Consider the following 24,543-nt stretch of genomic DNA (forward strand, 5'->3'; position numbering starts at 1 on the left):
GGCAATTTCATAGATTATGACAAAACAATCCGATATAGAAAATTTATTCCAGAAATATTTAGCCAATGCGTGTGACGAACAAGAAACCCGTAGGCTGTTAAAATATTTTGAAGACGAAAGTAATGCGTCTTATTTAAAGGAATGCATTTCCGAATATCTTCCGGAGCATTATGATATGGACGATGAATTTCGAAAGGAAATGGGTAAATCATTTATTCAGACCGATGAATTCATCTCAAATCTAGTTTCTGCAGATATTCAATCAAAGCCCCGATCTGCAATTTTCAGGTTCGGTAGGTATATCGTTGCAGCCTGTTTTGTATTATTTATGGCATTCGGTTTTTATACTTATATGAACCGGATTCCTGGTAATCCAAAAACTAATTCACACGTTTCATTATTGGTACTCCCTTCGGGACAGATCGATTCATTGGAAAGTAAATATGTTAATGAGCGGGTTCTCATTGAAAAAAATGGACTGGCACTTATTCAGGAAAAGGAAAACTTTTTGAAGATTGTGCGGACTGCAAACGAAAGTAAGCCTGTCGATCCGGAAATGTATTCAATTCGTGCTGCGAAAGGGAGGCAGCTCAGATTAAAATTAATAGACGGAAGTGTTGTTGCTTTAAATTCACTCTCTGAGTTAAGTTTTACATTAGATTTTTCAAGCGATAAACGATGGCTTGAATTAAAGGGCGAGGGGTATTTTGATATTGTTTCTAACCCGAACCTTCCTCTGTTTGTAAAAACACCAGACCAGTTGATCCAGGTGTATGGCACCAAATTTAATGTGCGGAATTACTCGGATGACGAAGAAGTTAAAACCACTTTATTTCATGGGAAGGTATCTGTGAAAAAAGTGAAAGGAGTTTCTGGCTCAGAACATATTTTGAAACCCGGTGAACAGGTTGTTCTTAAAAAGAATGATGATAATGTCACACAAAAGAAAATTGACAATGAAGTAGAGGTATTGGCCTGGACATCTAATAAATTTGTCTATGAAGGAACTTCTCTTAAAGAAATTATGAAGGATTTTTCGCGATGGTATGATGTTGAGGTAGATTGGAATACGATACCTGAATTTAGATATGAAGGAACAATCCCTCATGAATATTCGCTGGAAGAAGCATTAAAACTTTTAGAGAAAACAGGCAATATCAAAATCAATCTCCATAACAATCGGATCACATTTTAAATATTGGTTTTAATAGGTTTATATTCATTTTATTATTATTTCAAGTATGAGCATTTATGGATAAAATTGTCGGATGTGATTTTTCGAAAGAGGAACGGTTGCTTCAGGAGTTGTCGGAAGGAAATCCAAAGGCCTTTGAAAGCTTATATTTACAATATAGAACGATAATTTATGGATCTGTATTTAAACTCGTCAAGTCTCATGAGTTTACACAGGACATAGTTCAGGATGTTTTATTGAAAATCTGGCAAAACAGGAATAAGTTAGCCAGTCTCAAGAATTTTAAGTCTTACTTATTTACAATTACTCAGAATACAGTTTATGATCACTTCAGAAAAGTTGCTTCAAATCAGAATAAAATAGAAAAAGTGCTGGAAATTATTGCTGAACAATCGGCAAATGATATTGAGGAAACAATTTTTTATCATGAACTGCAGAATCAATTGGGTGAAATATTAGCAATTATGCCTGAGAAATGTAGACAAGTTTTTATTTTGTGCAAATTAGAAGGTAAAAGTTATAACGAGGTGGCACAACTTCTTAATATCTCGAATGCGACCATTAACAATCATATCGTGAAAGCAACTCGAATTATAAAAGAGAACTGGAGTTCTACAGAATACCATATGTGCTCTTTGCGCACCTGAATTTTAGGCGGCGTCTATTTTTTGTTCCTTATTTTACACTTGTAAAGTGTTACTTTATACTATATTAGGGTTAACAAAAACTAAACACACAAATGAATAAATTATTGAAAACGGTTGGAATGTGCCTTATTATGGTCGCGATTGGTACTCTGACATCATTAGCTCAAAAAGTAACGCTGCAGTTTGGAAAAGAAATCAGTTCTGATGAGAAAGGACGTACAAAAGAAAAAGCGATTAACTGGATCAATGTAAATACTGATCCAGACACCTGGAAAAGAGAAAAAGAGATGTTGATTTGTACAGGAAAACCAATAGGAGTAATGCGTTCTGAAAAAGTATACGAGAATTTTATTTTGGAGGTGGAGTGGAAACATATGGAAGCAGGAGGAAACTCAGGTGTATTTGTATGGAGCGACGCCAAACCTGGTGAACATAATCGTTTGCCGGGAGGAGTAGAAGTTCAGATGCTGGAACTGGACTGGGTGAATATAAATGCAAAGGATGGCGTACAACAGCCAATTGCTTACGTGCATGGTGAACTTTTTGGCGTAGGTGGTGTAACCACTGTTCCTGATAATCCCAGAGGTGAACGAAGTAAATCAGTAGAGAACCGGTGTAAAGGCAAAGGAGAATGGAATAGTTATAAAGTAGTTTGTGTAGACGGTACCATCAAGTTATCTGTGAACGGTAAATTTGTGAATGGTATCAGTAAATCAACAATAAAAAAAGGCTATTTATGCCTGGAATCTGAAGGTGCTGAAATTCATTTCAGAAATTTTAAGCTGACTGAGCTTTAAATATTGATCAATACCTGGTTAAACTTGTATCTCCCATATCTATCGGCTCAAAATTGTTTTGCCTGTTAATTGGCTGAAATGAAAAAAAGACAGTCGGCCTTGTAAAAAGCATGAGCCGACTGAAATAAAATGCTATTTATTGTATTTTTTCTGAAAAATTTTCGGAAATAAGACCAGGCGTTGTTATTATAACTTGCGTTATGGAATTTTACCGAAAATTATTTATTAGAAAAAATGTTAGTTGAAACCAAAGAGCAGGCTTGTTTAACTGCCGACCTTACCAATAAATTTGAACACCTATGGCACCTTGTTGGCAATACGCCCATGCTGGAATTACAGTATGTATACAAAGGAAAGCCGGGGAAAGTTTATGTGAAGTGCGAGCATTATAACCTGACAGGAAGTGTGAAGGATAGGATGGCTTTGAATATCATGTACGAAGCTTATAAATCATGTGCAATTAAACCTGGTGATACCATTATCGAAGCAACAAGCGGTAATACAGGTATTGCATTTGCTGCTATAGGCAGGGCTTTAGGGCACCCGGTAAAAATCATTATGCCAAACTGGTTAAGTAAAGAGCGTATTGATATCATCAGAAGTATGGGGGCAGAAGTAATCCTGATCAGTAAAGAAGAAGGTGGATTTTTGGGTAGTATCAAACTATGTGAAGAATTAGCAGCTGCCGGTGGTGTATTTTTGCCAAGACAGTTTGAAAATCAATATAACGAGGAAGCCCATGAGAAAACCACTGGTATGGAAATCTGGGAACAATTGAAATTAAGCGGTTTAAAGCCTGATGCATTTGTGGCAGGTGTTGGAACTGGTGGTACCGTTATGGGTGTTGGAAAAGGATTGAAATCGCGTAACCCGGAAATTAAAATCCACCCACTTGAACCGGCAGAAAGTCCGACTTTAACCACCGGATATAAAGTAGGTAGTCACCGTATACAGGGGATCTCTGACGAGTTTATTCCTGAAATTGTAAAATTAGATGAATTGGATGAGGTAATCCAGGCAAATGATGGTGATGCGATCATTATGGCACAGAAGTTGGCTAAAGAGCTTGGTCTGGCTGTAGGTATTTCATCTGGTGCAAATGTGATCGGTGCGATCAAGCTAAGAGAACAAATGGGGGATGATGCTGTGATAGTTACGATATTAAGCGATAGTAATAAGAAATACCTGAGTACTGACCTGGTAAAAGAGGAAGCAATCAAGGAATCTTTTGTATCTACAGATACTGTATTTACAGGATATCAACCAATCTGCCGATTAAAATAATTTAAAAAAGAACTGTAAATGAAACTAAACCACCACATGTTTATGCGTATACGTCTACTTATCCTTGGACTTTTTATTTTCCTTGGAACAGCGACAAGCGTACTTGCACAAGATGCAGATACAACAATTTCTGATCTGGAGTTTACCGAGATGGGTGCTGAAACAGCTCCTGTAGATACGGTTGCTGCAGCTCCGACTAGCACAGAAGTAAAAGCAACGAAAGACTCAACCGCTACTGCTGTTACTGCCGTAACCGAAGAAAAAGCAGAAGATCAATCGTTGATCGGAATATTCATTACCGGCTTTATCGGAGGTCTTGCCGCCCTTTTAATGCCGTGTATTTTCCCAATGCTTCCTTTAACCGTAAGTTTCTTCACCAAAGGAAGTCAGAGTAAAGGTACTGCAGTAAGCCGGGCTATGTTTTATGGCTTGTCTATCATTGTAATTTATGTGGTTTTAGGCCTGTTGGTTACTGTAATCTTTGGTGCCGATGCTTTAAATAGCTTGTCTACCAATGGTGTATTTAACTTCCTGTTCTTTGTATTGCTGATGATCTTTGCGATCTCTTTCCTGGGGGCTTTCGAAATTACTTTACCTTCATCATGGGTAAATAAAATGGATGCCAACTCAGATAAGGGTGGTTTAGCAGGTCTGTTCTTTATGGCAGGTACACTTGCATTGGTATCTTTCTCTTGTACAGGTCCAATCATTGGTACGCTGCTGGTACAGGCTGCTACAAGTGGTGCTTTATTAGGTCCGGCAATTGGTATGTTCGGATTCTCTTTTGCACTGGCAATTCCATTTGCTTTGTTTGCGATGTTCCCTTCCTGGTTAAGTGCTTTACCAAAATCAGGCGGCTGGTTAAACAGCGTAAAAGTTGTTTTAGGCTTTTTAGAACTGGCTTTAGCTATGAAATTCTTAAGCAACGTAGATTTAGCATATCACTGGAACTGGTTCGACAGAGAAATCTTCTTAGTATTATGGATTGTGATCTTCGGACTAATGGGTTTATACCTTTTAGGTAAGTTAAAATTCTCGCACGATAGTCCTGTGAACTTCATTTCGATTCCGAGGTTAATGATCTCTATCGTAGTGTTGTCCTTTACGGTCTATATGATCCCGGGTTTATGGGGAGCACCTTTGAAATCTATTTCAGCCTTCCTTCCACCTCAGGGTACACAGGATTTTGATTTATATACACCTACTTTAACCGGAGGTAACGGCGGTACTGCAGCTGCTTCAAACCATAGTGAGGGCAAACATAAATATGCAGATATTTTCCATGCGCCATTAAACCTGAATGTATTCTTTGATTACGATGAAGGTATGGCTTATGCTAAAAAAGTGGGTAAACCGGTTATGGTAGATTTTACCGGGCATGCCTGTGTAAATTGTCGGGAAATGGAAGCCAATGTATGGTCGGATAAAGCGGTTTATAGCAAGCTTAACAATGATTATGTGATTATTTCATTATATGTTGATGATAAGACCGAGCTGGAAGAAAGTGAAAAATACAAATCGACTTTTAGTGGCAAGGATGTCAAAACTATAGGCAACAAATGGAGTGATGTTCAGGCATCAAAATTCAACTCCAATTCGCAGCCGTACTATGTATTGCTTGGTCATGATGAACAACCACTGGTAAAACCATCTGGTGCAAATAGAAATATTACTGAATATCTTCAATTCCTGGAAAGCGGTTTAACTGCCTTCAAGAAGAAGTAAACGATACTATCCATAAAAAACTGAAATTTGGTAGTTAATAATTAAGCAAGGGCCGGCATCCACCGGCCTTGTTTACGTTTTAAGGTTTTTTGTATCTGTAAATAATTGTTAATCTGCTTGTAATCAGGGGTGAAGAGATAAGCTTTGAACAGATAATAGCATTAGTGGTGAAAAACATCTATTTTTGGCTCGGGAAAGTGTTCGCGGAGTTATAAATAATAAGATAAATTGTTCAAAACAGCCATTGTTTTGATATAAAGTAACAAGTAAATATGAAAAGAGTAGTAGTGACAGGTTTAGGTGCTGTAACCCCGGTGGGAAATACAGTAAAAGAATTTTGGGATAACATTGTTGCCGGAAAAAGCGGTGTTGGTGCGATTACAAAATTTGACACTTCAAAATTCAAAACTAATTTCGCTGCCGAGGTTAAAGATTTTGATGCTGAGGTTTATGTCGACAAAAAGGAACTGAAAAAATACGATCTATATACTCAGTATGCTATTGCTGCCAGCGATCAGGCGATTAAAGATTCAGGTTTGGATTTTGAAACGATGCCTGAGGTGGAAAGGTACGAAGTTGGTGTAATATGGGCTTCAGGTAATGGAGGTATCAGTACATTTGAGCAGCAATTGAAAGAATACCACCTTGGAGATGGTACGCCAAGATTTAGTCCTTATTTTATTCCTAAAATGATTGTTGATATCGCTGCGGGGGTAATTTCGATCAGGAATAAACTACATGGTCCAAATTATGCTACGGTTTCGGCCTGTGCGTCATCTAATACAGCAATCATCAGTGCTTTTGATACGATCCGTTTAGGTAAAGCGACAATTATGGTTGCCGGTGGGTCGGAAGCTGCTATTACTGAGTCATCTGTAGGTGGATTTAACTCCGCGCATGCTTTATCGAAAAGGAATGATGATCACGCTACAGCATCACGTCCGTTTGATATTGACAGAGATGGTTTTGTGATTGGTGAAGGCGCCGGAGCTTTAATCCTGGAAGAATACGAACACGCTGTTGCACGTGGTGCAAATATTTATGCCGAGATGGTAGGTGGTGGTATGGCAGCTGATGCTTACCATTTAACTGGTACTCCTCCGGATGGTTTAGGTGCTTCATTGGGTATCGCAAGCGCGTTGAAAGATGCAGGTATCTCCGCAGATAAAATTGATTATATCAATGCGCATGCTACGTCAACCGGATTGGGTGATGTGGGTGAACTCAATGGAATCAAAAAAATATTTGGTGATTTACCTGTAGCCATCAGTGCTACAAAATCTATGACCGGACACCTTTTAGGTGGGGCTGGTGCTATTGAAAGTATCATCAGCATTATGTCGGTAAAAGATGATATCATTCCAGGTACAATTAATACAAAGGAACTTGATCCTGCAATTCCTCAGGGACTGAATATAATTTTAGGTGAATCGGTTAAACAACCAGTTAATTATGTGCTGAACAATACCTTTGGTTTTGGCGGACATACTGCAACTTCAATATTTAAGAAATATACAGGTAAGTAGTTCTCAGGCTGTCTTACGAGAAAAAAGGATGTATCATCAATAAAAAGATGATCATCCTTTTTTTTGTGTATAACTATCCAAAAAATGGTATCATAAATGGATTGGCAGGTGATAAAATGTCTGACAATGCCGCCAAAATAGCTTAATAGATTGCCGAAGATGCAAAATTTATAACAGTTCAAATTAACGTTATTTGGCACTAACCAAATGTAACCAAGTAATGATCAGAAAACTACAACCGCACACAAAAACCATATTTAGAGGGTTTTTATTTGTATTTAGTTTAGGCTTGATTTTGTTTTTTACAATTCAAGGAACCTTACCCAATGCAAATACGATTAAAATTAAAAAAGGATCACGTATTGTCTTAATCGGCAACAACCTGGCTTCAAGAATGATGAATTTTGGTCATTTTGAAACGGAAATGCATTTGCGTTATCCTGATAGCTTGCTTTTCATCCGTAATATGGCTGATGGAGGGAATACGCCGGGATTCAGGCCTCATCCATCGCGTAATTCTCCCTGGGCATTTCCCGGTGCTGAAAAATTTCAGACCGAATTGGCGACCAATTCTGGTAGTGAAGGACATTTTCCGACAGAAGACGAATGGCTTGTCATGCTGAAACCTGATGTTATTCTTGCTTTTTTTGGATATAGTGAATCTTTTCAAGGGGCTGAAGGTCTTGAAAATTATAAAGCTGAACTTGATGCTTTTATTAAACACACTTTGTCTCAAAAGTATAATGGTGTAGCGGTACCTGAGCTGGCTATTGTATCACCAATTGCTTTTGAAGATCTGTCTGATAAGAGAGACCTTCCAAATGGAAAGAAAGAAAATGTGAACCTTGAATTGTATGCTAAGGCGATGGAAGAAATAGCTTTAAAAAACAAGGTTTTATTTATAGATGCTTTTACCCCTACAAGTAAATGGTTTCAATCAAAAAGTGAAGATTTCACTATTGATGGGTCTCAGCTTAACGATGAGGGATATGCTAAATTTTCAGTAATGCTGGCAGATAAGGTTTTTGGGAACAAGTCAGCTAAAGATGAGTCTAATCGTGAACTGGTTCGTAAGGCAGTTCTTGAAAAGAACTGGATGTGGCATAATGACATTAAGATACCAAATGGTGTTCATGCTTATGGTCGCAGATATGATCCGTTCGGGCCAAAAAACTACCCTGCTGAGGTAGCCAAAATTCGTGAAATGACTGCGATAAGAGACCAGGCGATCTGGCAGGCCGCAAAAGGGAAACAGATGGATGTGGCAGGAGCTGATGCCAGGACGTCGGTACTTCCAGAAGTGGAAACAAATTATAAACCATCTGGAAAAAATGGAAATGCCGAATATTTATATGGTAAGGATGCCCTTGATAAATTTCATCTGGCACCAGGCTATAAAATAGAGCTTTTTGCTTCAGAGGTAGAATTTCCGGATTTGGCAAAACCTGTTCAGATGACGTTTGATACTAAAGGCCGGTTGTGGGTGTCCACCATGCCGACTTATCCACATTGGAAACCGGGTGATCCAAAGCCAAATGACAAGATTTTAATATTTGAGGACACCAATAATGATGGTAAAGCAGATAAACAAAAAGTTTTTGCAGATGGTTTACATCTTCCAATAGGCTTTTCTTTTGCTCCTGAAGGAGTTTACGTTTCTCAGGGAACTAATTTAATTCTTTTAACCGATACGGATGGTGACGATAAGGCTGATGTAAAGAAAATCATCATGAGTGGTTTTGATGATCATGATACCCATCATGCGCATAGTACTTATACCATGGATCCTTCAGGTGCTATTTATATGGGAGAAGGCGTTTTCCTACATTCCAATGTCGAAACCTCGTATGGACCAGTTCGTGCTACGAATGGTGGTTTTTTCCGTTATGCACCTCAACGTAATCATTTGGAACGTGTTGCTCAACTTTCTATTCCAAATCCATGGGGCATTGCTTTTGATGACTGGGGCCAAACCATATATGCAGAAACTTCTGGTCCCAGTGTACGCTGGATGTTACCGGGTACCATTAAACCAAGATATGGTGAGACTGTTAACAAAGGACTGGACTTAGTGGAAGAAAAGCATAAAGTACGGCCTACATCAGGTTTGGAGTTTGTATCTAGTCGCCATTTTCCGAATGAGGTACAGGGAGATTATCTGATTAACAATACAATTGGCTTTTTAGGTGCAAAACAACATATGTTAATTGATGATGGAACTGGTTTTAAAGGTAAACACCGTCAGGACCTTTTTTGGTCGGATGATAAGAATTTCAGGCCGGTAGATTTGGAATTTGCGCCTGATGGTTCTCTTTATCTGATTGACTGGCATAATGTTTTAATTGGACATATGCAGCATAATGCCCGTGATCCGCTTCGCGATCACTTGCATGGTCGTGTTTACCGCATTACTTACCCTTCTCGTCCATTGGTTAAACCGGCTAAGATCGCAGGGGCGAGTATTGATGTACTTCTGAATAACTTAAAACTTCCGGAATATGGAAGTAGGTACCGTACTCATATTGAACTTAGAGGACGTAAAGCATCTGATGTTTTGCCACGCATTAAAACATGGGTCGCTAAGCTTGATAAGAAGGATCCAAAATATGAACATCATGTACTTGAAGCACTTTGGGTAACCTGGGGACTTAATAAACTAGACCAGAATTTACTTAAAATGATGCTTAATGCAAAAGATTATCGTGCAAGAGCAGCTGCAGTTCAAGTTGTACGTTATATGGGGCATCAGTTGCCTGATCAATCTGATTTGCTTTTAAAAGCAGCTAAAGATGTGCATGGGCGTGTTCGTTTGGAAGCAATTACTGCCGCATCATGGTTGGATAAAGCAAAAGGTTTACCTATTGTAATGGAAGCAGGAAAGAAAGATCTTGATGAATGGATTGCGCCAGCATATGAAGCCGCGGTGGCCCATCTTAATGGGGTATCTGTAAAAGCTGTGAAACAAGTAGTTCAGAGTCAAACAGCCCTTAAAGGGAATGAGCAGGATCAGTATGTTAAAGGAAAGGCTATTTTTATGCGGGAAGGATTCTGTGTTACCTGTCACCAGGAGGATGGAAAAGGTTTGGGGTTAGCTGGGTTTCCGCCTCTAGCGAAAACCATGTGGGTAGAGGGGAGTATAGACCGGCTGATTAAGTTGACTTTAAAAGGTCTTCACGGACCAATTGAAGTACTTGGTAAAAAGTATCCCGGACAAGTTCCCATGACTCCTTTTGGGGGAATGCTTAATGATGATGAAGTGGCAGCTGTACTTACTTATGTACGGAATTCATTCGGAAACAACGCTTCTGCTGTTTCTCCGGCAAAGGTGAAGGAAATACGGGCGTCAATAGCAGGTAAAGATGATTTTTACACACCAGAGGCATTGCTTAAAGCATATCCGATGGAAAAAAAATAAAGCTGTTCCGTTGAGATGATTTTCAAAAAAAATATAGTTATGAAAAAGAATTTAATTTTGTTTTTGAGTTTAAGTGTAGTACTGTTACTATGTGCTATGCCATCAATAGCTGATGAGAATCAGGGTAGTAAAAAGGAGACTAATGACGATAAGGGAAGATATTGTGTAGTTTATAAAGGTGAAAAGGGAATAGCACCTGGGAAAAAGGTTGTTTTTATTGCAACTGATCATGAGTATCGCAGTGAAGAGGCTTTACCGGCCTTAGCTAAGATTCTTGCCAAACGGTATGGCATGACCTGCACTGTTGTATATGCATTGGATGAGCAGGGAAGCATTTTACCTGGTGGTTCTGACCTTAAGGGACTTGAAGTTTTGGAAGATGCAGATCTGATGGTTATTTTTACTCGTTTTGCTGATTTTAGTGATAAGGAGATGACCCATATTGATAACTATCTGAAGCGTGGCGGACCGGTTATTGGTTTAAGGACATCTACTCATGCCTTTAACAATAAAGGGAATAGTAAATGGGAGCATTATGGCTATAATTACAATGGATCAAAGACTGCCTGGAAAGGAGGCTTTGGTGAGTATATTCTTGGTGAAACCTGGGTAGGTCATTATGGCCAGAACCATAAACAGTCTTCAAATATCTTAATTCAGCAAGAAGAAAAGAATCATCCTATTTTTCGTGGGGTTAAGAATATCTGGGTTCAATCCGGAGGTTATAATGCAGAACCAACAGGGACCGTGCTTGCCCGAGGTCAGGTGTTAAATGGTATGGATACCAATGCTGAACCAGATAAAACAAAAAAGGAGCTTCCTGTTGCCTGGGTACGTGATTATAAAATAGAAAATGGTGTAAGCGGCCGTGCTTTTACAACAACTCATGGTGCTTCTGTAGATATTTTAAATGAGGGTTTTAGAAGGATGTTGATTAATGCCAGTCTGTGGGCTATGGGGATGGAAGGAAAAATAAAGGCAAAGAACAATGTCGCATTTGTAGGGCCTGTTGCTTTTTCTAACTTTAGTTTTGACGGGTATAAAGCAGATGTAAAGCCTTCTGATCTGGCGGGCTGGGAGTCGTTGATAATGCCGGGCAAGAAGGTTGTGAAACAAAAGTAATTTTGTTTGGTATATATCTGATGTATTTAAAGGATACTATACCAAAGCCTGAAATGGACTTTTGTTCCGTGAAAAATATAATTTAACTTGCCTGCATGAATATAGAATTCAACAAAAATGAAGATGTAAACAAGCAGGCGGTTTATGACCTCAAAACCAGGCTCAAGAAAATATATAAAGGAGGTGGAGATAAATCTGTTGCTAAACAAAAGGAGAAAGGAAAGCTCCTGGCCCGGGAGCGCATTGCTTATCTGATAGACGATGATAGTGAGTTCCTGGAAGTAGGTGCTTTTGCTGCGGATGAAATGTATGCTGAGCAGGGTGGTTGCCCTTCTGCAGGGGTTGTATGTGGTATCGGCTATGTGTCGGGCAGACAATGTATGATTGTTGCCAATGATGCAACGGTAAAGGCGGGGGCATGGTTTCCAATGACGGCTAAAAAGAATTTGCGGGCACAGGAAATTGCGATGGAAAACAGGCTGCCGGTTATTTATCTGGTAGACAGTGCCGGCGTTTACCTGCCGATGCAGGACGAGATTTTTCCAGACAAGGAGCACTTTGGACGTATGTTCAGAAACAATGCACTGATGTCTTCTGATGGTATCGTGCAGATTGCAGCCATAATGGGTTCCTGTGTTGCAGGTGGGGCTTATCTGCCAATTATGAGTGATGAAGCGATGATTGTTGACGGTACCGGTTCGGTATTTTTAGCAGGTTCGTACCTGGTTAAATCAGCGATTGGTGAGGATGTTGATAATGAAACTTTAGGAGGGGCGACAACACATTGTGAAATATCGGGGGTGACGGATTATAAACATCCTAATGATCAGGTATGCCTGGACAGTATCCGCAATATCATGAGTAAGTTGGGCGCACCTCAGGTGGCCGGTTTTGATCGCGTAAAACCGGTATTGCCGAAGTTGGATCAGGAGGAAATTTATGGTGTATTACCTGAAAACAGGGAAAAACCTTATGAAATGCTGGATATCATTCATCGTTTGGTAGATGACTCAGACTTTGAAGAATACAAGAAATTATACGGGCAGAGCATTATCTGCGGACTTGGGCGCATTGATGGCTGGGCAGTTGGTATAGTTGCCAACCAGCGTAAAGTGGTAAAATCCAAAAAAGGGGAGATGCAGTTTGGCGGGGTGATTTATTCTGATAGTGCCGATAAAGCCACAAGGTTCATCATGAACTGCAATCAGAAAAAGATTCCTTTAGTGTTTTTACAGGATGTTACTGGTTTCATGGTAGGTAGTCGTTCAGAACATGGCGGTATCATTAAAGATGGTGCTAAAATGGTGAATGCTGTTGCCAATTCGGTCGTTCCAAAGTTTACCATTGTGATCGGTAATTCTTACGGGGCAGGTAATTATGCCATGTGCGGTAAAGCTTATGATCCAAAACTGATTTATGCCTGGCCAAGTGCAAAAATTGCGGTAATGGGCGGCTCACAAGCCGCTAAGGTATTGTTGCAGATTCAGGAGGCTTCACTCAAAGCAAAAGGAGAGGTGATTACACCAGAAAAAGAAGCTGAATTGCTGAAGGAAATTACCGATCGGTACAACAAACAGACTACTCCTTATTATGCCGCTGCAAGGTTATGGGTTGATGGTATCATTGATCCTAAAGAAACGCGAAAGGTAATCTCTATGGGGATTGAGGCCGCTAATCAGTCGCCCATAAAAAAACAATTTAATGTAGGGATTATTCAAACTTAAGCAGAATTATAATCCCGGTATCACAATGTTGCATTTGTTACAAAATTGCTATTTGTGTATAGCCGGATAAAGCGTAATTTTGCAATACAATAAAAAAACTATATGTCACAAGAAGTAGAACACGTTGAATGTTTAATTATAGGTTCAGGACCTGCGGGATATACAGCTGCAATTTATGCGGCGCGTGCAGATCTTAAACCAGTTATGTATACGGGTATGGAGCCGGGAGGTCAGCTTACCCAAACAACAGAGGTAGATAATTTTCCAGGATATCCAAACGGGATAACAGGACCGGAGATGATGGAAGACTTCCGTAAACAAGCAGAACGCTTTGGTACCGATGTTCGTTTTGGCTATGTGAGTGCAGTTGATTTTTCTTCGAAGCCACATAAAGTGACTGTTGATGATATCAAGACTATCACTGCTGAGACAGTAATCATTTCTACAGGTGCTACCGCTAAATGGTTAGGCTTACCTAGTGAACAAAAATATAACGGTTTTGGTGTTTCTGCCTGCGCAGTTTGTGATGGTTTCTTTTTCAAAGGACAGGATGTAGCCATCGTTGGTGCTGGTGATACAGCAGCTGAAGAAGCAACTTACCTGGCTAAACTTTGTAAAAAAGTATATATGTTGGTACGTAGAGATGAGTTCAGAGCTTCGAAAGCGATGGTGCACAGGGTATTGAATACGCCAAATATTGAAGTGATTTACAATACCGAAACTAAAGAGATTTTAGGTAACGGTAAAAATGTTACTGGTGTTAAAGTGGTAAATAACCAAACAGGAGCGGAATCTGATATCCCGGTTGAAGGATTCTTCGTTGCTATAGGTCACAAACCGAATACTGATATATTTAAAGGTCAGTTGGACATGGATGAAACAGGTTATTTGAAAACAGTCCCAGGATCTACAGTAACCAATATTGAAGGTGTTTTTGCTTGTGGTGATGTACAGGATAGTTATTATCGTCAGGCTGTAACAGCTGCTGGTTCAGGTTGTATGGCTGCATTGGATGCAGAACGTTACCTGGCTGCTAAAGAACACGGAATAAAAGTAACTGCTTAATTACTAATAAAAAATAATAATGAGGTAGAACCATTTGTTGGTTCTGCCTTTTTTTTGGCTTCATTATTAATGTTTTTTTTTATCTTAGACATGAAATCAATCAATATTATTAACACAAAATAATGAAAAAAGTACTATCAGTTATTTTACTGGCATTCCTGTATGTGAATACCTTTGCTCAAGATGACGTGAACATGGGGATTATTCCTGCTCCGGTATCTGTAAAAAAGAACCCCGGAAGTTTCAAATTGGACAAGACAGTTGTCCTTGTTTCAAAAGATGCTAAAAATGCAAAATCAGCAGACCTTTTAAACGCATTTGTTGTTACAAGAGGCGGTTTTTCACTTAGAGAGGCTAAATCTGCAGGTGCTAATGAACGTGCCATTATCCTGAGTTCTGAAGGAGCTGATCAATTGCCTGCTGAAGGATATACCATTAAAATTACTGCGAAAAACATCACGGTTACAGGTAAAGATGCCGGCTTATTTTATGGGGTTCAGTCGTTGATCCAAACGATGCCTGAAAAAAAAGGTAACCAGATTTTAATTAATGCGGCTGAAATTAGTGATTACCCACGTTTTAAATACAGGGGAATGCACTTAGATGTAGCACGTCATATTTTTCCGGTATCCTTCGTTAAAAAATATATCGACCTGATGTCGCAGTATAAGTTGAATAACTTTCACTGGCATTTAACGGATGATCAGGGATGGAGGATAGAAATTAAAAAATATCCAAAATTAACAACTGCCGGTGCAAGCAGGAATGGAACCATCATTGGTCACCACCCAGGCGTAAATAACGATGGTGAAGTTTATAAAGGTTTTTATACTCAAAATGAAGTTAAAGAAGTTGTGGCTTATGCTGCTTCAAGGTTTATCAATGTAATTCCGGAGATTGAAATGCCCGGGCATGCCAGTGCAGCAATTACAGCATATCCTGAGTTGAGCTGTTTCCCTGAGAGAGATACTTTTGTAGACAAGAACACGCCATGGGCCGGTTCTCGCAAGGGCAAGCAGGTGCAACAGACATGGGGTGTATTTGACGACGTATTTGTACCTTCAGATAATACTTTTAAGTTTTTACAGGATGTACTGGACGAAGTGATTGCACTTTTCCCATCTAAATATATTCATATTGGTGGTGATGAAAGTCCGAAAGAATACTGGAAGGAAAGTGAATTCTGTCAGAAATTAATTAAACAGTTAGGTTTAAAAGACGAACATGAATTACAGAGTTATTTTATCCAGCGCATGGAGAAATATGTAAATTCAAAAGGTCGCAGCATCATCGGATGGGATGAGATTTTAGAAGGCGGACTTGCACCAAATGCTACCGTTATGTCGTGGAGAGGTACTGAAGGAGGAATTGCTGCAGCTAAACAGAATCATGATGTGATTATGTCGCCAGGAGGTCCTGTTGGACTTTATTTTGATCATAAGCAATCTAAATCAGCAGATGAGCCGACTAACATTGGTGGTTTAGCTCCGTATTCTTTGGCTTATTCATACGATCCGATGCCAAAGGAATTAAGTGCAGATCAGCAAAAATATATTATAGGTGTACAGGCAAATGTTTGGACTGAATACATGCGTACCCCTTCAAAAGTAGAGTATTTTATCTTACCAAGATTATTTGCCTTATCAGAGATTGCCTGGACTCAGAATTCCCGTAAAGACATTAAAAACTTTTCGGAGGAACGTTTACCTCAGCATCTTTTAAAATTAGATAAAACCAATACAAACTATTGGGTGCCAACACCTTTCGGACAGGATAATCCAGTTCAAAAGGGTGATCAGTTTGAGATCACACTTAAAGAGCCAATACCAGGTTCGAAAATTTATTATACTTTTGACTTGACAAGACCTTCGGAGTTGGGTACGTTATACACCAAACCAATTAAAATTAACGTTGCCAAAGGTGCAAAGCAGGTTTTGAAAACAGTTGTAATTACACCTTCGGGAAAAAGGAGTGTGGTAACTGAGACTGTACTGAATAATGGTGCCGCTGATGTGAAAACAAAGTAGTCCTTATTGAGTTATAATTTAATGAGAACAGAAATTTAATAAATGAAAGTAATCAATGTTATAAAGCATTCCCTGTTATTTGCAGGGGTGCTTTTTATGGTTTCCTGTGGTGACAGCAAAAAAGATGTAACGGTGGCTGTTAAACCTGATGTGGTGGCTACTAAGGCAGGCGGACAGTTTCCATTCTATAAAGACATCAATGTAAAACCTGGACTTAACTTTGAGATTGTAAGCTGGGGAAAAGGTGTGGATAGCATAGGTGGTTATCTGATTCTGATGTCGGATTCTGTGAAGAACAATTACAATTCTTTTTCTGCAGAACGTAAGGGAATCATTACCGATGCCTGGAATATGGATATGGATAACGATGGTAATCCGGAGATTTATATTGAATTGCTAAGTAAGAAAAATGTATTGGATCTGAACGTTTACGAGTACTCTGGGGGCGATTTCAGAAAGATCAACTTTCCAGCTTTAAGCAGCAATATGAAGAAAAACTATGCCGGTAATGATAAGTTTTTAATTAAAGAGGGTAATTTGTTCCGCTCATTCCCGGTTGTTAATCCAAAAGATACAACGATCAAAGCAGGGGACGTTAAGATGCTGGTTTACCAGTTAAACGGAAATAGTTTCACCGTAGACGAGATAAAGCAAGAAAAAAAGTAACAGGTTAAACAAGCCTGTTACTTCTGGCTACTTTTATCGCATCTGCTTTTGAATTGACATTCAGTTTAAGATAGATGTTTTTAATATGCGTTTTTACCGTCTCAGTTTCTATAAATAGTTCAGCCGCGATTTGTGAGCGGTCTTTCCCTTTAGTAATCAGATTAAGTATCTGAGTTTCTCTTTTAGTAAGTGGAGAATCCGGGTTTTTCTGAAGTGAGGTAATCACTTTTTTGGCAACATTCGGACTCATAGGGCCACCACCCTGCATTACGTCTTTAATGGCTTCAATAAGTTTTGAAGAAGGTGTGTTTTTGGTAAAGTAACCGGCAGCACCATTGGCTAAAGCCTCCAGAATGATTTTCTCGGTTTCATGCACGGTTAGCATGATGATATGTACTTGTGGAAGTAACTTCTTTAGTATAGGGATAGCGTCTATACCATTTGTGCCTGACATCTGTATGTCAAGGATAATTACATCCGGATTATCCTGAACAATTTTATGTTTGGCAAGATCAAAAGAGGCGTAGCTGTTCACTACCTGGTAAGGAGATGTATAGTTGATCAGGTAAGTATAACCTTCTCTGATAGTCTGATCATCTTCAATAATTACAATTGTTGCGTCTGCTGTAGTATCCATTTTCGTTTGTTAAAGTTTAACGGAGAGCGCTACAGTTGTCCCTGCATTGGTCGACATGATATTTAAATTTCCTTTAATTCTGCGGGCTCTTACCTGCATGTTATTCATACCCTGTCCATTTTTTGATGCGGATGTGTTGAATCCTATTCCGTTGTCTTTAAGCTGAATTTCCAGTATGTTGCTGGTCATTTTCGCCATAAAAATAACCCGATCGCCTTTCGCGTATTTCAAAGTATTGTTAATTGCTTCTTTATAAATCATTAATATATTTCTGCTCAGTTCCAATGGAAGTCGTTTGCTGGTGTCGTTCACAATGGTTTCATCCTCAAAACTAATTTGGGTGTCGTCAAACATCTCACAACCAAATTCTTTGATGTGCGTCAATAATTCACCTAATGTATCATTTTTTGGATTTAATGACCATAAAATATCTTTGGTACCATTATACAATTCGTTAACATTGGTTTTAACCTTTTGTATAATTGCCCTCTTTTCATGGTCATCTTTATCTGTCATTGCACTCAACACCTCTGATAAGACTGAGATCCGGGTTAGTTTGTTACCAATATCATCATGAAAATCCTCAGCAGTCTGTTTTCTGATTTTAAATTGTTCTTCCAGCTTAATCTTTAGCCTTAGTTTACGCTGTCTTTCATTTAAATTGATAATGGTATAGACGGAGATCATCATTAACAGCAATATGAGGCAGAAGATAAAGACTTTGAAAATGGTAGTTTGATAATAGGGCGGGGTAATTTCTAACTCGAAGGAGGCCGTGTTGCCCGATTCAACTCCTGATTGCGTAACTGCTTTTACCTGGAAGGTGTATTTACCAGGCGGCAATGCGGTGTAATTAGCCGAAGGATTGATGCCTGGTTTGCCGTACTTATCTTCGAGGCCTTTTAGCCGGTACTGGTACATCACCGCTTTGGGGTTGGTTAGGTAAACGCCGGTAAAGCTAATGTTGAGGTGGTTGTGGTTATAAGGCAGTACTATTTTCTTAGTGAGTTCATGTTCTTTGTAAGTTGTCGGTTTCGCTGCCTGACTGCCTTTTTTATTTTGTGGTAAAACATTCACCGAGTTGATAAAAATGGATGGCTTTATTACAGAGGTTGTATTGTTGTTGTTGTTGTAAACCAAGGCTCCCTTTGTAGTGCCAATCCATATCTTACCTTCATTTTCCATGATGGCATTTTGGTTACACTCCACCAGCAAGGCATTGTCATTAATGCTGGTCAACAGATTGAAATTTTTCGCATTTAACCTGTTTACTCCTCTTCCTGTTCCCATCCATATTACACCTTTTTTATCAAGCATTAAGCTATATATGTGATCGGAGAGTAGTCCGTCTTTGGTGCTGATCTGTTTTATTTTACCTGTAGTAATGTTCCAGATGATCAGGCCATTGTCGGCTGTTCCAAAAAGAACATGATCGCCATATTTGAGCATAGATAGGATACTTGAACCTATTAAGGGCTTAAAATTCAGTGGTTTTATGTCTTTTTTATTACGGATAATATGGGCGCCATTCTGATTGCCTGTAATCATAATGTTGTTGCCAATTTCGAGCACGCTGGTTCCAAATTGCCGTAGGACCAGGTCTATTTTTCCTGTTTTTCTATCCAATACGAAACAGCCGAAATTGGTTGATATCCAGATGTTTTTATGGCGGTCTTCTAGTATGGCGTTGCAAGCTACAGATTGATTTTCTTTATCTACACGCTTAAAGCTATTGTTGCTATATATCCATAGTCCTCCGCCAACTGTACCGATCCAGATGTTATTGCTGCTATCGTTAAATAAAAAATTAATACGTTTGGCATCTTCATTATCAGAAGGGATGTTGAATTGCTTAACGGTATTGTTTTTATGTATGTAAATACCATTATAGGTGCCCAGCCATATTTCACCTTTACGTGGCCCATTAATGATACTCATTACGATACTGTTTTGTAATCCCTGGGATTCATCGTAAGTGACATAGCTTTTGCTATTGAATTTAAATATTCCTGAACCATCAGTCCCCAGCCATATGTTATTCTCCCGATCTTTGAAAATTTTGTTAACTACATTGTCCGTAAATCCATTTTTTGCATTAAAATGGATTCTTTGAGTCTTAGAGATAAACCATGCACCGCTATTTGTGCCTAACCATATATTGCCCTGCTGATCCTGGCTTATAGCTGTTGCTTTTTTTATGACATCTGAAAAGGCCTTTTTTATTTCGCCTTCTTCGGCGATGTAGACACCTCCAGGCGTAAGTAACCAGACTTTATCTTTCGAGAGATTGTCGATCAGTAAATCGGTGATGATTAAGTTTTCTATTTGTTTGTCGGTTTCTTTTTTGTACCATTTATTTCCGGACAGGTAATACAAACCACGACCGTAGAGCGCCACCCAGGTTTTTCCCTTGCCGTCGGTTTTTAAAGCGGTTACAATCTCCGTAGAATCACCGGTTACATAGATAAGTTCAGTTATTGTTCTTTTTACTTTAAAAAGGTTCCTACCTGAAATTCCGTATATTTTTCCTGTTGAGGTGGTTGTTATTTTATCTGCCCATTCGTTTAAATGGGTGTATTTGTAAAGACTATCGTTTTTGTAAATGGACAGGCCTTTTTCGGTGCCTATAATCAAGCTGCCTTGTTTATTGGTTGTAAGCGATAAAAGGAAGTTACTGTTTAAGCCATTTGTTTTACCCAGATTGGTAAAATTGTTGCCATCAAAACAGCTTAATCCACCTAGAGTAGCAATCCATAACCTGTTTTGTTGGTCTTGTACAAAGGCTGTAACCTGTGATTGGATCAGTCCATCCTGAATGTCGTATTGCTCAAAATTGTATCGCTGCCCGAAGCTTTCTGTGCTGCAGATGAAAAAGACTAAGCATACAAATATTGATCTTAAATAGGTCACAGTTAAAAGAATAAGTTTAGTGGCTGTAAATATAAATGTAATTTAAAAGAAAAATACCCCTTTAGGGGTTAGTGTTTCTTATTTATTTTATGTTAAATTTGTTTCATTCTCAGTTAGTTATAGGGGCTAATCAAGTGTGAAGATATGAAGTATAATAAGATTTTGGTGAATGGCGCCGAGATTATAAGAGAAATTACTTATAATTCCTGTCATTCGAAGTTTACCGGGAAATATGCGCTACATGTGGTTATTAAGGGCGAGGTAAATTTTACTATCGAAAAACGGAACATCACGCTGGCACCTGGTAGCTTTATCTTTTTAAATTCGGATACCGTTTATACACAGGAGATTAATTCGACAATGGAGGTGGAAAAGCTGACCATTTTGTTGGATGCTGATTTTATACAGGAATTTGAAGATTCCAGTCTTTTTAAAGAATACCTATTACCTGATTGTCCGGAAAACTTCAACCTAAAGCGCAAACGTCTGGTAGAATCGATATATCCATTGGAAGGGGACATTAAGTTTAATGTATTGCAGTTGATCAGGCAAATAGAAGATGGCGTAAAAAATCCACAACTTTTAAAGGCATACTTGAATCATACTTTACTTGATTATTACGATTTATATAATTCAGAAATTACGAAAAGAGCAGCTTCCCTACAGTTCCTGAACGGAAGTACTAAAACAGAGATTCTGAGACGTTTATCTGTTGCCAGGGATTACATGATCAGTAATTACAAAAAACGGATACAGTTAGATGAAATCGCACAGGTGGCCTGTTTGTCGGTAAATCATTTGCTACGTACTTTTAAGCAGGCTTATCAGCAGTCTCCACATCAGTTTCTGACAGGAGTAAGATTACAACAGGCTAAATATCTATTGAGAAACACAAATTACCCTGTGGGTGAGATTGTGGACATTGTGGGCTTTGAATGTCCGAGTTCTTTTATCCGGCTTTTTAGAAACTCATTTAACGTGACCCCTGGACAATATAGGTAAGATAGTCAGTATTACGGTGATTTTCGCTTATCATTTAACGATATGTTAACTTAAATTTGAGACAGGAAACCCATTATATAGATTTGGATGAATTTAATTTGGGTTAGTTAATAATAAAGTCATCCGGCTAAGTTCGGATGACTTTTTTTATATCTGCTCTTTGAACTGATTACCAATTCGTTCGAATTTTTCAATCAACAACCCGATTCTTTCTTTTTCCTTTTTCATTACAGCTTTTCTTACTAATGTGGAACAGAAAACAATCCATCCAAAAGTAAATACGATAATCAGACATTGTGCCCATAAATCGAAATAACTTAGAATTTCGAAAAAGTAAAGTGTGATACCAAGACTTAAAGCTATGGCATAAATCCAGTACATTTTACTGTACAGGCTATATCTGCTTAGTTGATAACTCTTCAAGCTGTTAAGGAATTCATTTGGATTGGTGGTAAAGTCGTGCTGCGCAATAAGCTTATGGCTTTTGTAAAGCATAAATGTGGATACTGCAATGGCCGACAGGAAGATCGTCAGACCTGCATGGGTAGTCCAGGAGTTGAAATCAAAGAACAGCCACAATATGATGATGGCCACAAATGATACCAGCATTCCGATTATATTGAACAGTGATTTATTGCGGATGGCGTTTACTTCTTTTTTTGCCTGCTGCAGCATTTCATCGGAGGAGATTTTAATCTCAACCGAATGCGATTGCCAAAGCGATTGTATATGATCAAATTCTTGCATGCTGATTGTATAATTCTGTAAGTTTTAATTTAATTCTGTGGATTTTAACCCTGAGGTTCCCTTCACTAATGCCTGATATATCTGCTATTTCATTATATGGCAGTTCATCGAGTACCATGGTAATAATCAGACGGTCGTTTTCTTCGAGTTTAGCAATTGACTTATAAAGCAACGCAACCTGTTCGTTCTTTTCGGAGAGCTCTTCAGGTCGATTTTCAATAATTTTATCCGTCAGCTCGTCCTTTGCCTGTCTCTTTTCAGATCTTAAATAGGTTAAGCAGGTGTTTACCGCAATTCTGTATATCCATGTAGATATCAATGATTTATTTCTAAACTTATCGAGGTTTTGCCAAACCTTTAAAAACGTTTCCTGCAGCAGGTCATTCGCAGCATCCTCATCGCCGGTATAGCCATAACACAAGTGAAATATTTTCTTAGAATTGGTATCGAAAATCTGTTTAAATAACTGATCCTTTTTTTCCATTAATAAAGGGTTAATGGTGGTTTGATAACTGTAACGCTAAAATGTTACAGTCTGTCTGAGGTCAAAAATAATAAATGTTTGCGGGCTTAACTCAAATAATTACTTTTGTTGCAAATCAAAAAGGCCTTTTTATATGAAACAAAACCGTATTGGGTTAATCACATTGGTGTTTATCACCATAGCAACGTTGCTTGGTGTTTTAAAGGATTTCAATATTGTTGATATTCCTGATCATGTGATGATGGCAACACGTTGGATTCTTGCTGTTGAACTGGTGGTTTATGCGCTGGTAAAAAAGAACCTCACTACCTGGATATTAGTCTGTATGGTGTTGGGGGTATTTGTCGGCATAGATTATCCTCATGTTGCAGTAGCATTGCAACCTTTAAGCAAAGGCTTTATTAAGCTTGTTAAGACAATTGTCGGACCTATATTATTTGCAACCTTAGTATATGGAATTGCAGGTCATTCCGACTTAAAACAAGTTGGCAGGATGGCCTGGAAGTCTATGGTGTATTTTTATTTTGCAACGACCATAGCCTTGTTTATAGGTTTGGCAGCAATTAACCTTACCCATGCGGGGGTTGGTGTAAATATTGCGAATATGCCGCACAATGAATTGCCAAAGCCTGTTAAGGATCCGGTTGATGAAAGTATATTGAGTACTTTGCCTGATAGCGTTCATTGGTTATACAAGACCCTGGCTTTCTTCAGAAATATTTTTCCTGAGAACATTGTTAAGTCGGTGTACGATGCACAAATCCTTCAAATCGTAATTTTCTCCGTAGTTTTTGGTATCGGTTTGGCAATGGTTGATGAAAAGAAACGTAAACCTTTGGTTGATTTCTGCGAGAGTCTTTCAGAAACGATGTTTAAGTTTACCAATATTATCATGTATTTTGCACCGATAGGTGTGGGGGCTGCAATGGCCTATACCGTGGGCCATATGGGGGTTGATATCCTTAAGCATCTTTTTATGTTGGTGGCTACGCTCTATATGGCACTAATCGCATTTATTTTGATTGTATTGCTGCCGATAGCATTATTTATTAAGTTGCCTATTCTAAAGTTTATCAGTGCCATAAAAGAACCTGTATCTATTGCGTTTGCAACAACCAGTTCTGATGCAGCGTTGCCGAAAGCAATGAGTGCGATGGAGAAATTTGGCGTGCCGCGTAAAATCGTTTCGTTTGTGATCCCGACAGGTTATAGTTTTAACCTGGATGGTACGACATTATATTTATCCCTGGCCTCAATTTTTGTGGCCCAGGCTGCCGGAATGCATTTGAGTTTCGGCGAGCAGCTGCTTATTGTATTTACTTTGATGATTACCAGTAAAGGTGTCGCTGCAATACCCCGTGCATCATTAATTATCCTGATTGCAACGGCTGACCAATTTGGGCTACCAACATTTATTATTGCTGCAATTTTAGGAATTGACGAGTTGATGGATATGGGAAGAACATCATTAAATGTAATAGGAAATTGTCTGGCAACAGTTGTAATTGCCAAGTGGGAGGGAGAATACAATCCTGATCAGGTTGAACTTGAAGAAGCATAAGAGAAGAAT

18 protein-coding genes are annotated in these 24,543 nt (G+C 38.8%); 14 read left to right on the forward strand and 4 right to left on the reverse strand.

The annotated features are described in order from the left end of the window. Positions 1-16: 16 nt before the first annotated feature. From R2Q84_RS20810 to R2Q84_RS20865, 12 genes are all read left to right on the forward strand, one after another. Entirely contained in the window at positions 17-1,195 is a 1,179-nt protein-coding gene (locus R2Q84_RS20810; RefSeq protein ID WP_316818527.1) for a FecR family protein, read from the forward strand. A gap of 56 nt (positions 1,196-1,251) precedes the next feature. Beyond that, positions 1,252-1,842, forward strand: a complete 591-nt coding sequence (locus R2Q84_RS20815) for an RNA polymerase sigma-70 factor (protein WP_316818528.1) — start codon at positions 1,252-1,254, stop codon at positions 1,840-1,842. Positions 1,843-1,934: 92 nt separating this feature from the next. After that, positions 1,935-2,639 (forward strand): DUF1080 domain-containing protein, encoded by a 705-nt coding sequence (locus tag R2Q84_RS20820; protein WP_316818529.1) that lies wholly within the window; start codon positions 1,935-1,937, stop codon positions 2,637-2,639. 234 nt (positions 2,640-2,873) lie between these two features. Further along, positions 2,874-3,923, forward strand: coding sequence for a PLP-dependent cysteine synthase family protein (locus tag R2Q84_RS20825; RefSeq protein WP_316818530.1), 1,050 nt, complete (start codon positions 2,874-2,876; stop codon positions 3,921-3,923). 18 nt (positions 3,924-3,941) lie between these two features. Beyond that, on the forward strand, positions 3,942-5,648 hold the full coding sequence (locus R2Q84_RS20830; RefSeq protein WP_316818531.1) for a protein-disulfide reductase DsbD family protein: 1,707 nt from the start codon (positions 3,942-3,944) through the stop codon (positions 5,646-5,648). Positions 5,649-5,920: 272 nt separating this feature from the next. Further along, the gene (gene fabF, locus R2Q84_RS20835; protein WP_316818532.1) at positions 5,921-7,174 is read left to right on the forward strand and encodes a beta-ketoacyl-ACP synthase II; all 1,254 of its coding nucleotides are present in this window, start codon (positions 5,921-5,923) and stop codon (positions 7,172-7,174) included. A 220-nt stretch (positions 7,175-7,394) separates the two neighbouring features. Beyond that, complete coding sequence (locus tag R2Q84_RS20840) at positions 7,395-10,589, forward strand: PVC-type heme-binding CxxCH protein (protein WP_316818533.1); 3,195 nt, start codon at positions 7,395-7,397, stop codon at positions 10,587-10,589. A gap of 39 nt (positions 10,590-10,628) precedes the next feature. Continuing rightward, positions 10,629-11,711 carry a ThuA domain-containing protein gene (locus R2Q84_RS20845; protein WP_316818534.1) on the forward strand — a complete coding sequence of 361 codons (1,083 nt, stop codon included), beginning with the start codon at positions 10,629-10,631 and terminating at the stop codon, positions 11,709-11,711. Positions 11,712-11,806: 95 nt separating this feature from the next. Beyond that, the gene (locus R2Q84_RS20850) at positions 11,807-13,435 is read left to right on the forward strand and encodes an acyl-CoA carboxylase subunit beta (protein ID WP_316818535.1); all 1,629 of its coding nucleotides are present in this window, start codon (positions 11,807-11,809) and stop codon (positions 13,433-13,435) included. Between the two features lie 102 nt (positions 13,436-13,537). Beyond that, entirely contained in the window at positions 13,538-14,500 is a 963-nt protein-coding gene (gene trxB, locus R2Q84_RS20855) for a thioredoxin-disulfide reductase (RefSeq protein ID WP_316818536.1), read from the forward strand. Positions 14,501-14,622: 122 nt separating this feature from the next. Continuing rightward, positions 14,623-16,527, forward strand: coding sequence for a beta-N-acetylhexosaminidase (locus R2Q84_RS20860; protein WP_316818537.1), 1,905 nt, complete (start codon positions 14,623-14,625; stop codon positions 16,525-16,527). Between the two features lie 42 nt (positions 16,528-16,569). Continuing rightward, entirely contained in the window at positions 16,570-17,193 is a 624-nt protein-coding gene (locus R2Q84_RS20865) for a hypothetical protein (protein WP_316818538.1), read from the forward strand. Between the two features lie 4 nt (positions 17,194-17,197). Here the strand turns inward: R2Q84_RS20865 and R2Q84_RS20870 are convergent, their stop codons facing one another. Together R2Q84_RS20870 and R2Q84_RS20875 are read right to left on the reverse strand one after the other, a co-directional pair. Then, positions 17,198-17,830, reverse strand: coding sequence for a response regulator transcription factor (locus tag R2Q84_RS20870; RefSeq protein WP_316818539.1), 633 nt, complete (start codon positions 17,828-17,830; stop codon positions 17,198-17,200). Between the two features lie 9 nt (positions 17,831-17,839). After that, on the reverse strand, positions 17,840-20,740 hold the full coding sequence (locus R2Q84_RS20875; RefSeq protein ID WP_316818540.1) for a two-component regulator propeller domain-containing protein: 2,901 nt from the start codon (positions 20,738-20,740) through the stop codon (positions 17,840-17,842). Between the two features lie 144 nt (positions 20,741-20,884). Between R2Q84_RS20875 and R2Q84_RS20880 the strand changes: the two genes are divergently transcribed. After that, positions 20,885-21,742: an AraC family transcriptional regulator gene (locus R2Q84_RS20880; RefSeq protein WP_316818541.1), complete on the forward strand. Its 858-nt coding sequence runs from the start codon at positions 20,885-20,887 to the stop codon at positions 21,740-21,742. A gap of 147 nt (positions 21,743-21,889) precedes the next feature. Here the strand turns inward: R2Q84_RS20880 and R2Q84_RS20885 are convergent, their stop codons facing one another. After that, positions 21,890-22,489: a hypothetical protein gene (locus tag R2Q84_RS20885; RefSeq protein ID WP_316818542.1), complete on the reverse strand. Its 600-nt coding sequence runs from the start codon at positions 22,487-22,489 to the stop codon at positions 21,890-21,892. Then, entirely contained in the window at positions 22,476-22,973 is a 498-nt protein-coding gene (locus R2Q84_RS20890; RefSeq protein WP_316818543.1) for an RNA polymerase sigma factor, read from the reverse strand. The genes R2Q84_RS20885 and R2Q84_RS20890 overlap by 14 nt, the downstream gene beginning before the upstream one ends. Positions 22,974-23,106: 133 nt before the next feature. Here R2Q84_RS20890 and R2Q84_RS20895 point away from each other — a divergent pair, with 133 nt between their 5' ends. Beyond that, positions 23,107-24,534 carry a dicarboxylate/amino acid:cation symporter gene (locus R2Q84_RS20895; protein ID WP_316818544.1) on the forward strand — a complete coding sequence of 476 codons (1,428 nt, stop codon included), beginning with the start codon at positions 23,107-23,109 and terminating at the stop codon, positions 24,532-24,534. The last annotated feature ends 9 nt before the right edge of the window (positions 24,535-24,543 follow it).

This window comes from Pedobacter nyackensis (assembly GCF_032678475.1).
Classification (GTDB): domain Bacteria; phylum Bacteroidota; class Bacteroidia; order Sphingobacteriales; family Sphingobacteriaceae; genus Pedobacter; species Pedobacter nyackensis_A.

Excerpts from the sequence above, each read along its gene's own strand:
- R2Q84_RS20870 (WP_316818539.1), bottom strand. The coding sequence starts at position 17,830 with ATGGATACTACAGCAGACGCAACAATTGTAATTATTGAAGATGATCAG.
- fabF (WP_316818532.1), top strand. The coding sequence starts at position 5,921 with ATGAAAAGAGTAGTAGTGACAGGTTTAGGTGCTGTAACCCCGGTGGGA.
- R2Q84_RS20830 (WP_316818531.1), top strand. The coding sequence starts at position 3,942 with ATGAAACTAAACCACCACATGTTTATGCGTATACGTCTACTTATCCTT.
- R2Q84_RS20825 (WP_316818530.1), top strand. The coding sequence starts at position 2,874 with ATGTTAGTTGAAACCAAAGAGCAGGCTTGTTTAACTGCCGACCTTACC.
- R2Q84_RS20880 (WP_316818541.1), top strand. The coding sequence starts at position 20,885 with ATGAAGTATAATAAGATTTTGGTGAATGGCGCCGAGATTATAAGAGAA.
- R2Q84_RS20860 (WP_316818537.1), top strand. The coding sequence starts at position 14,623 with ATGAAAAAAGTACTATCAGTTATTTTACTGGCATTCCTGTATGTGAAT.
- R2Q84_RS20810 (WP_316818527.1), top strand. The coding sequence starts at position 17 with ATGACAAAACAATCCGATATAGAAAATTTATTCCAGAAATATTTAGCC.
- R2Q84_RS20890 (WP_316818543.1), bottom strand. The coding sequence starts at position 22,973 with ATGGAAAAAAAGGATCAGTTATTTAAACAGATTTTCGATACCAATTCT.
- trxB (WP_316818536.1), top strand. The coding sequence starts at position 13,538 with ATGTCACAAGAAGTAGAACACGTTGAATGTTTAATTATAGGTTCAGGA.
- R2Q84_RS20815 (WP_316818528.1), top strand. The coding sequence starts at position 1,252 with ATGGATAAAATTGTCGGATGTGATTTTTCGAAAGAGGAACGGTTGCTT.
- R2Q84_RS20895 (WP_316818544.1), top strand. The coding sequence starts at position 23,107 with ATGAAACAAAACCGTATTGGGTTAATCACATTGGTGTTTATCACCATA.
- R2Q84_RS20850 (WP_316818535.1), top strand. The coding sequence starts at position 11,807 with ATGAATATAGAATTCAACAAAAATGAAGATGTAAACAAGCAGGCGGTT.
- R2Q84_RS20840 (WP_316818533.1), top strand. The coding sequence starts at position 7,395 with ATGATCAGAAAACTACAACCGCACACAAAAACCATATTTAGAGGGTTT.
- R2Q84_RS20820 (WP_316818529.1), top strand. The coding sequence starts at position 1,935 with ATGAATAAATTATTGAAAACGGTTGGAATGTGCCTTATTATGGTCGCG.
- R2Q84_RS20885 (WP_316818542.1), bottom strand. The coding sequence starts at position 22,489 with ATGCAAGAATTTGATCATATACAATCGCTTTGGCAATCGCATTCGGTT.
- R2Q84_RS20865 (WP_316818538.1), top strand. The coding sequence starts at position 16,570 with ATGAAAGTAATCAATGTTATAAAGCATTCCCTGTTATTTGCAGGGGTG.
- R2Q84_RS20845 (WP_316818534.1), top strand. The coding sequence starts at position 10,629 with ATGAAAAAGAATTTAATTTTGTTTTTGAGTTTAAGTGTAGTACTGTTA.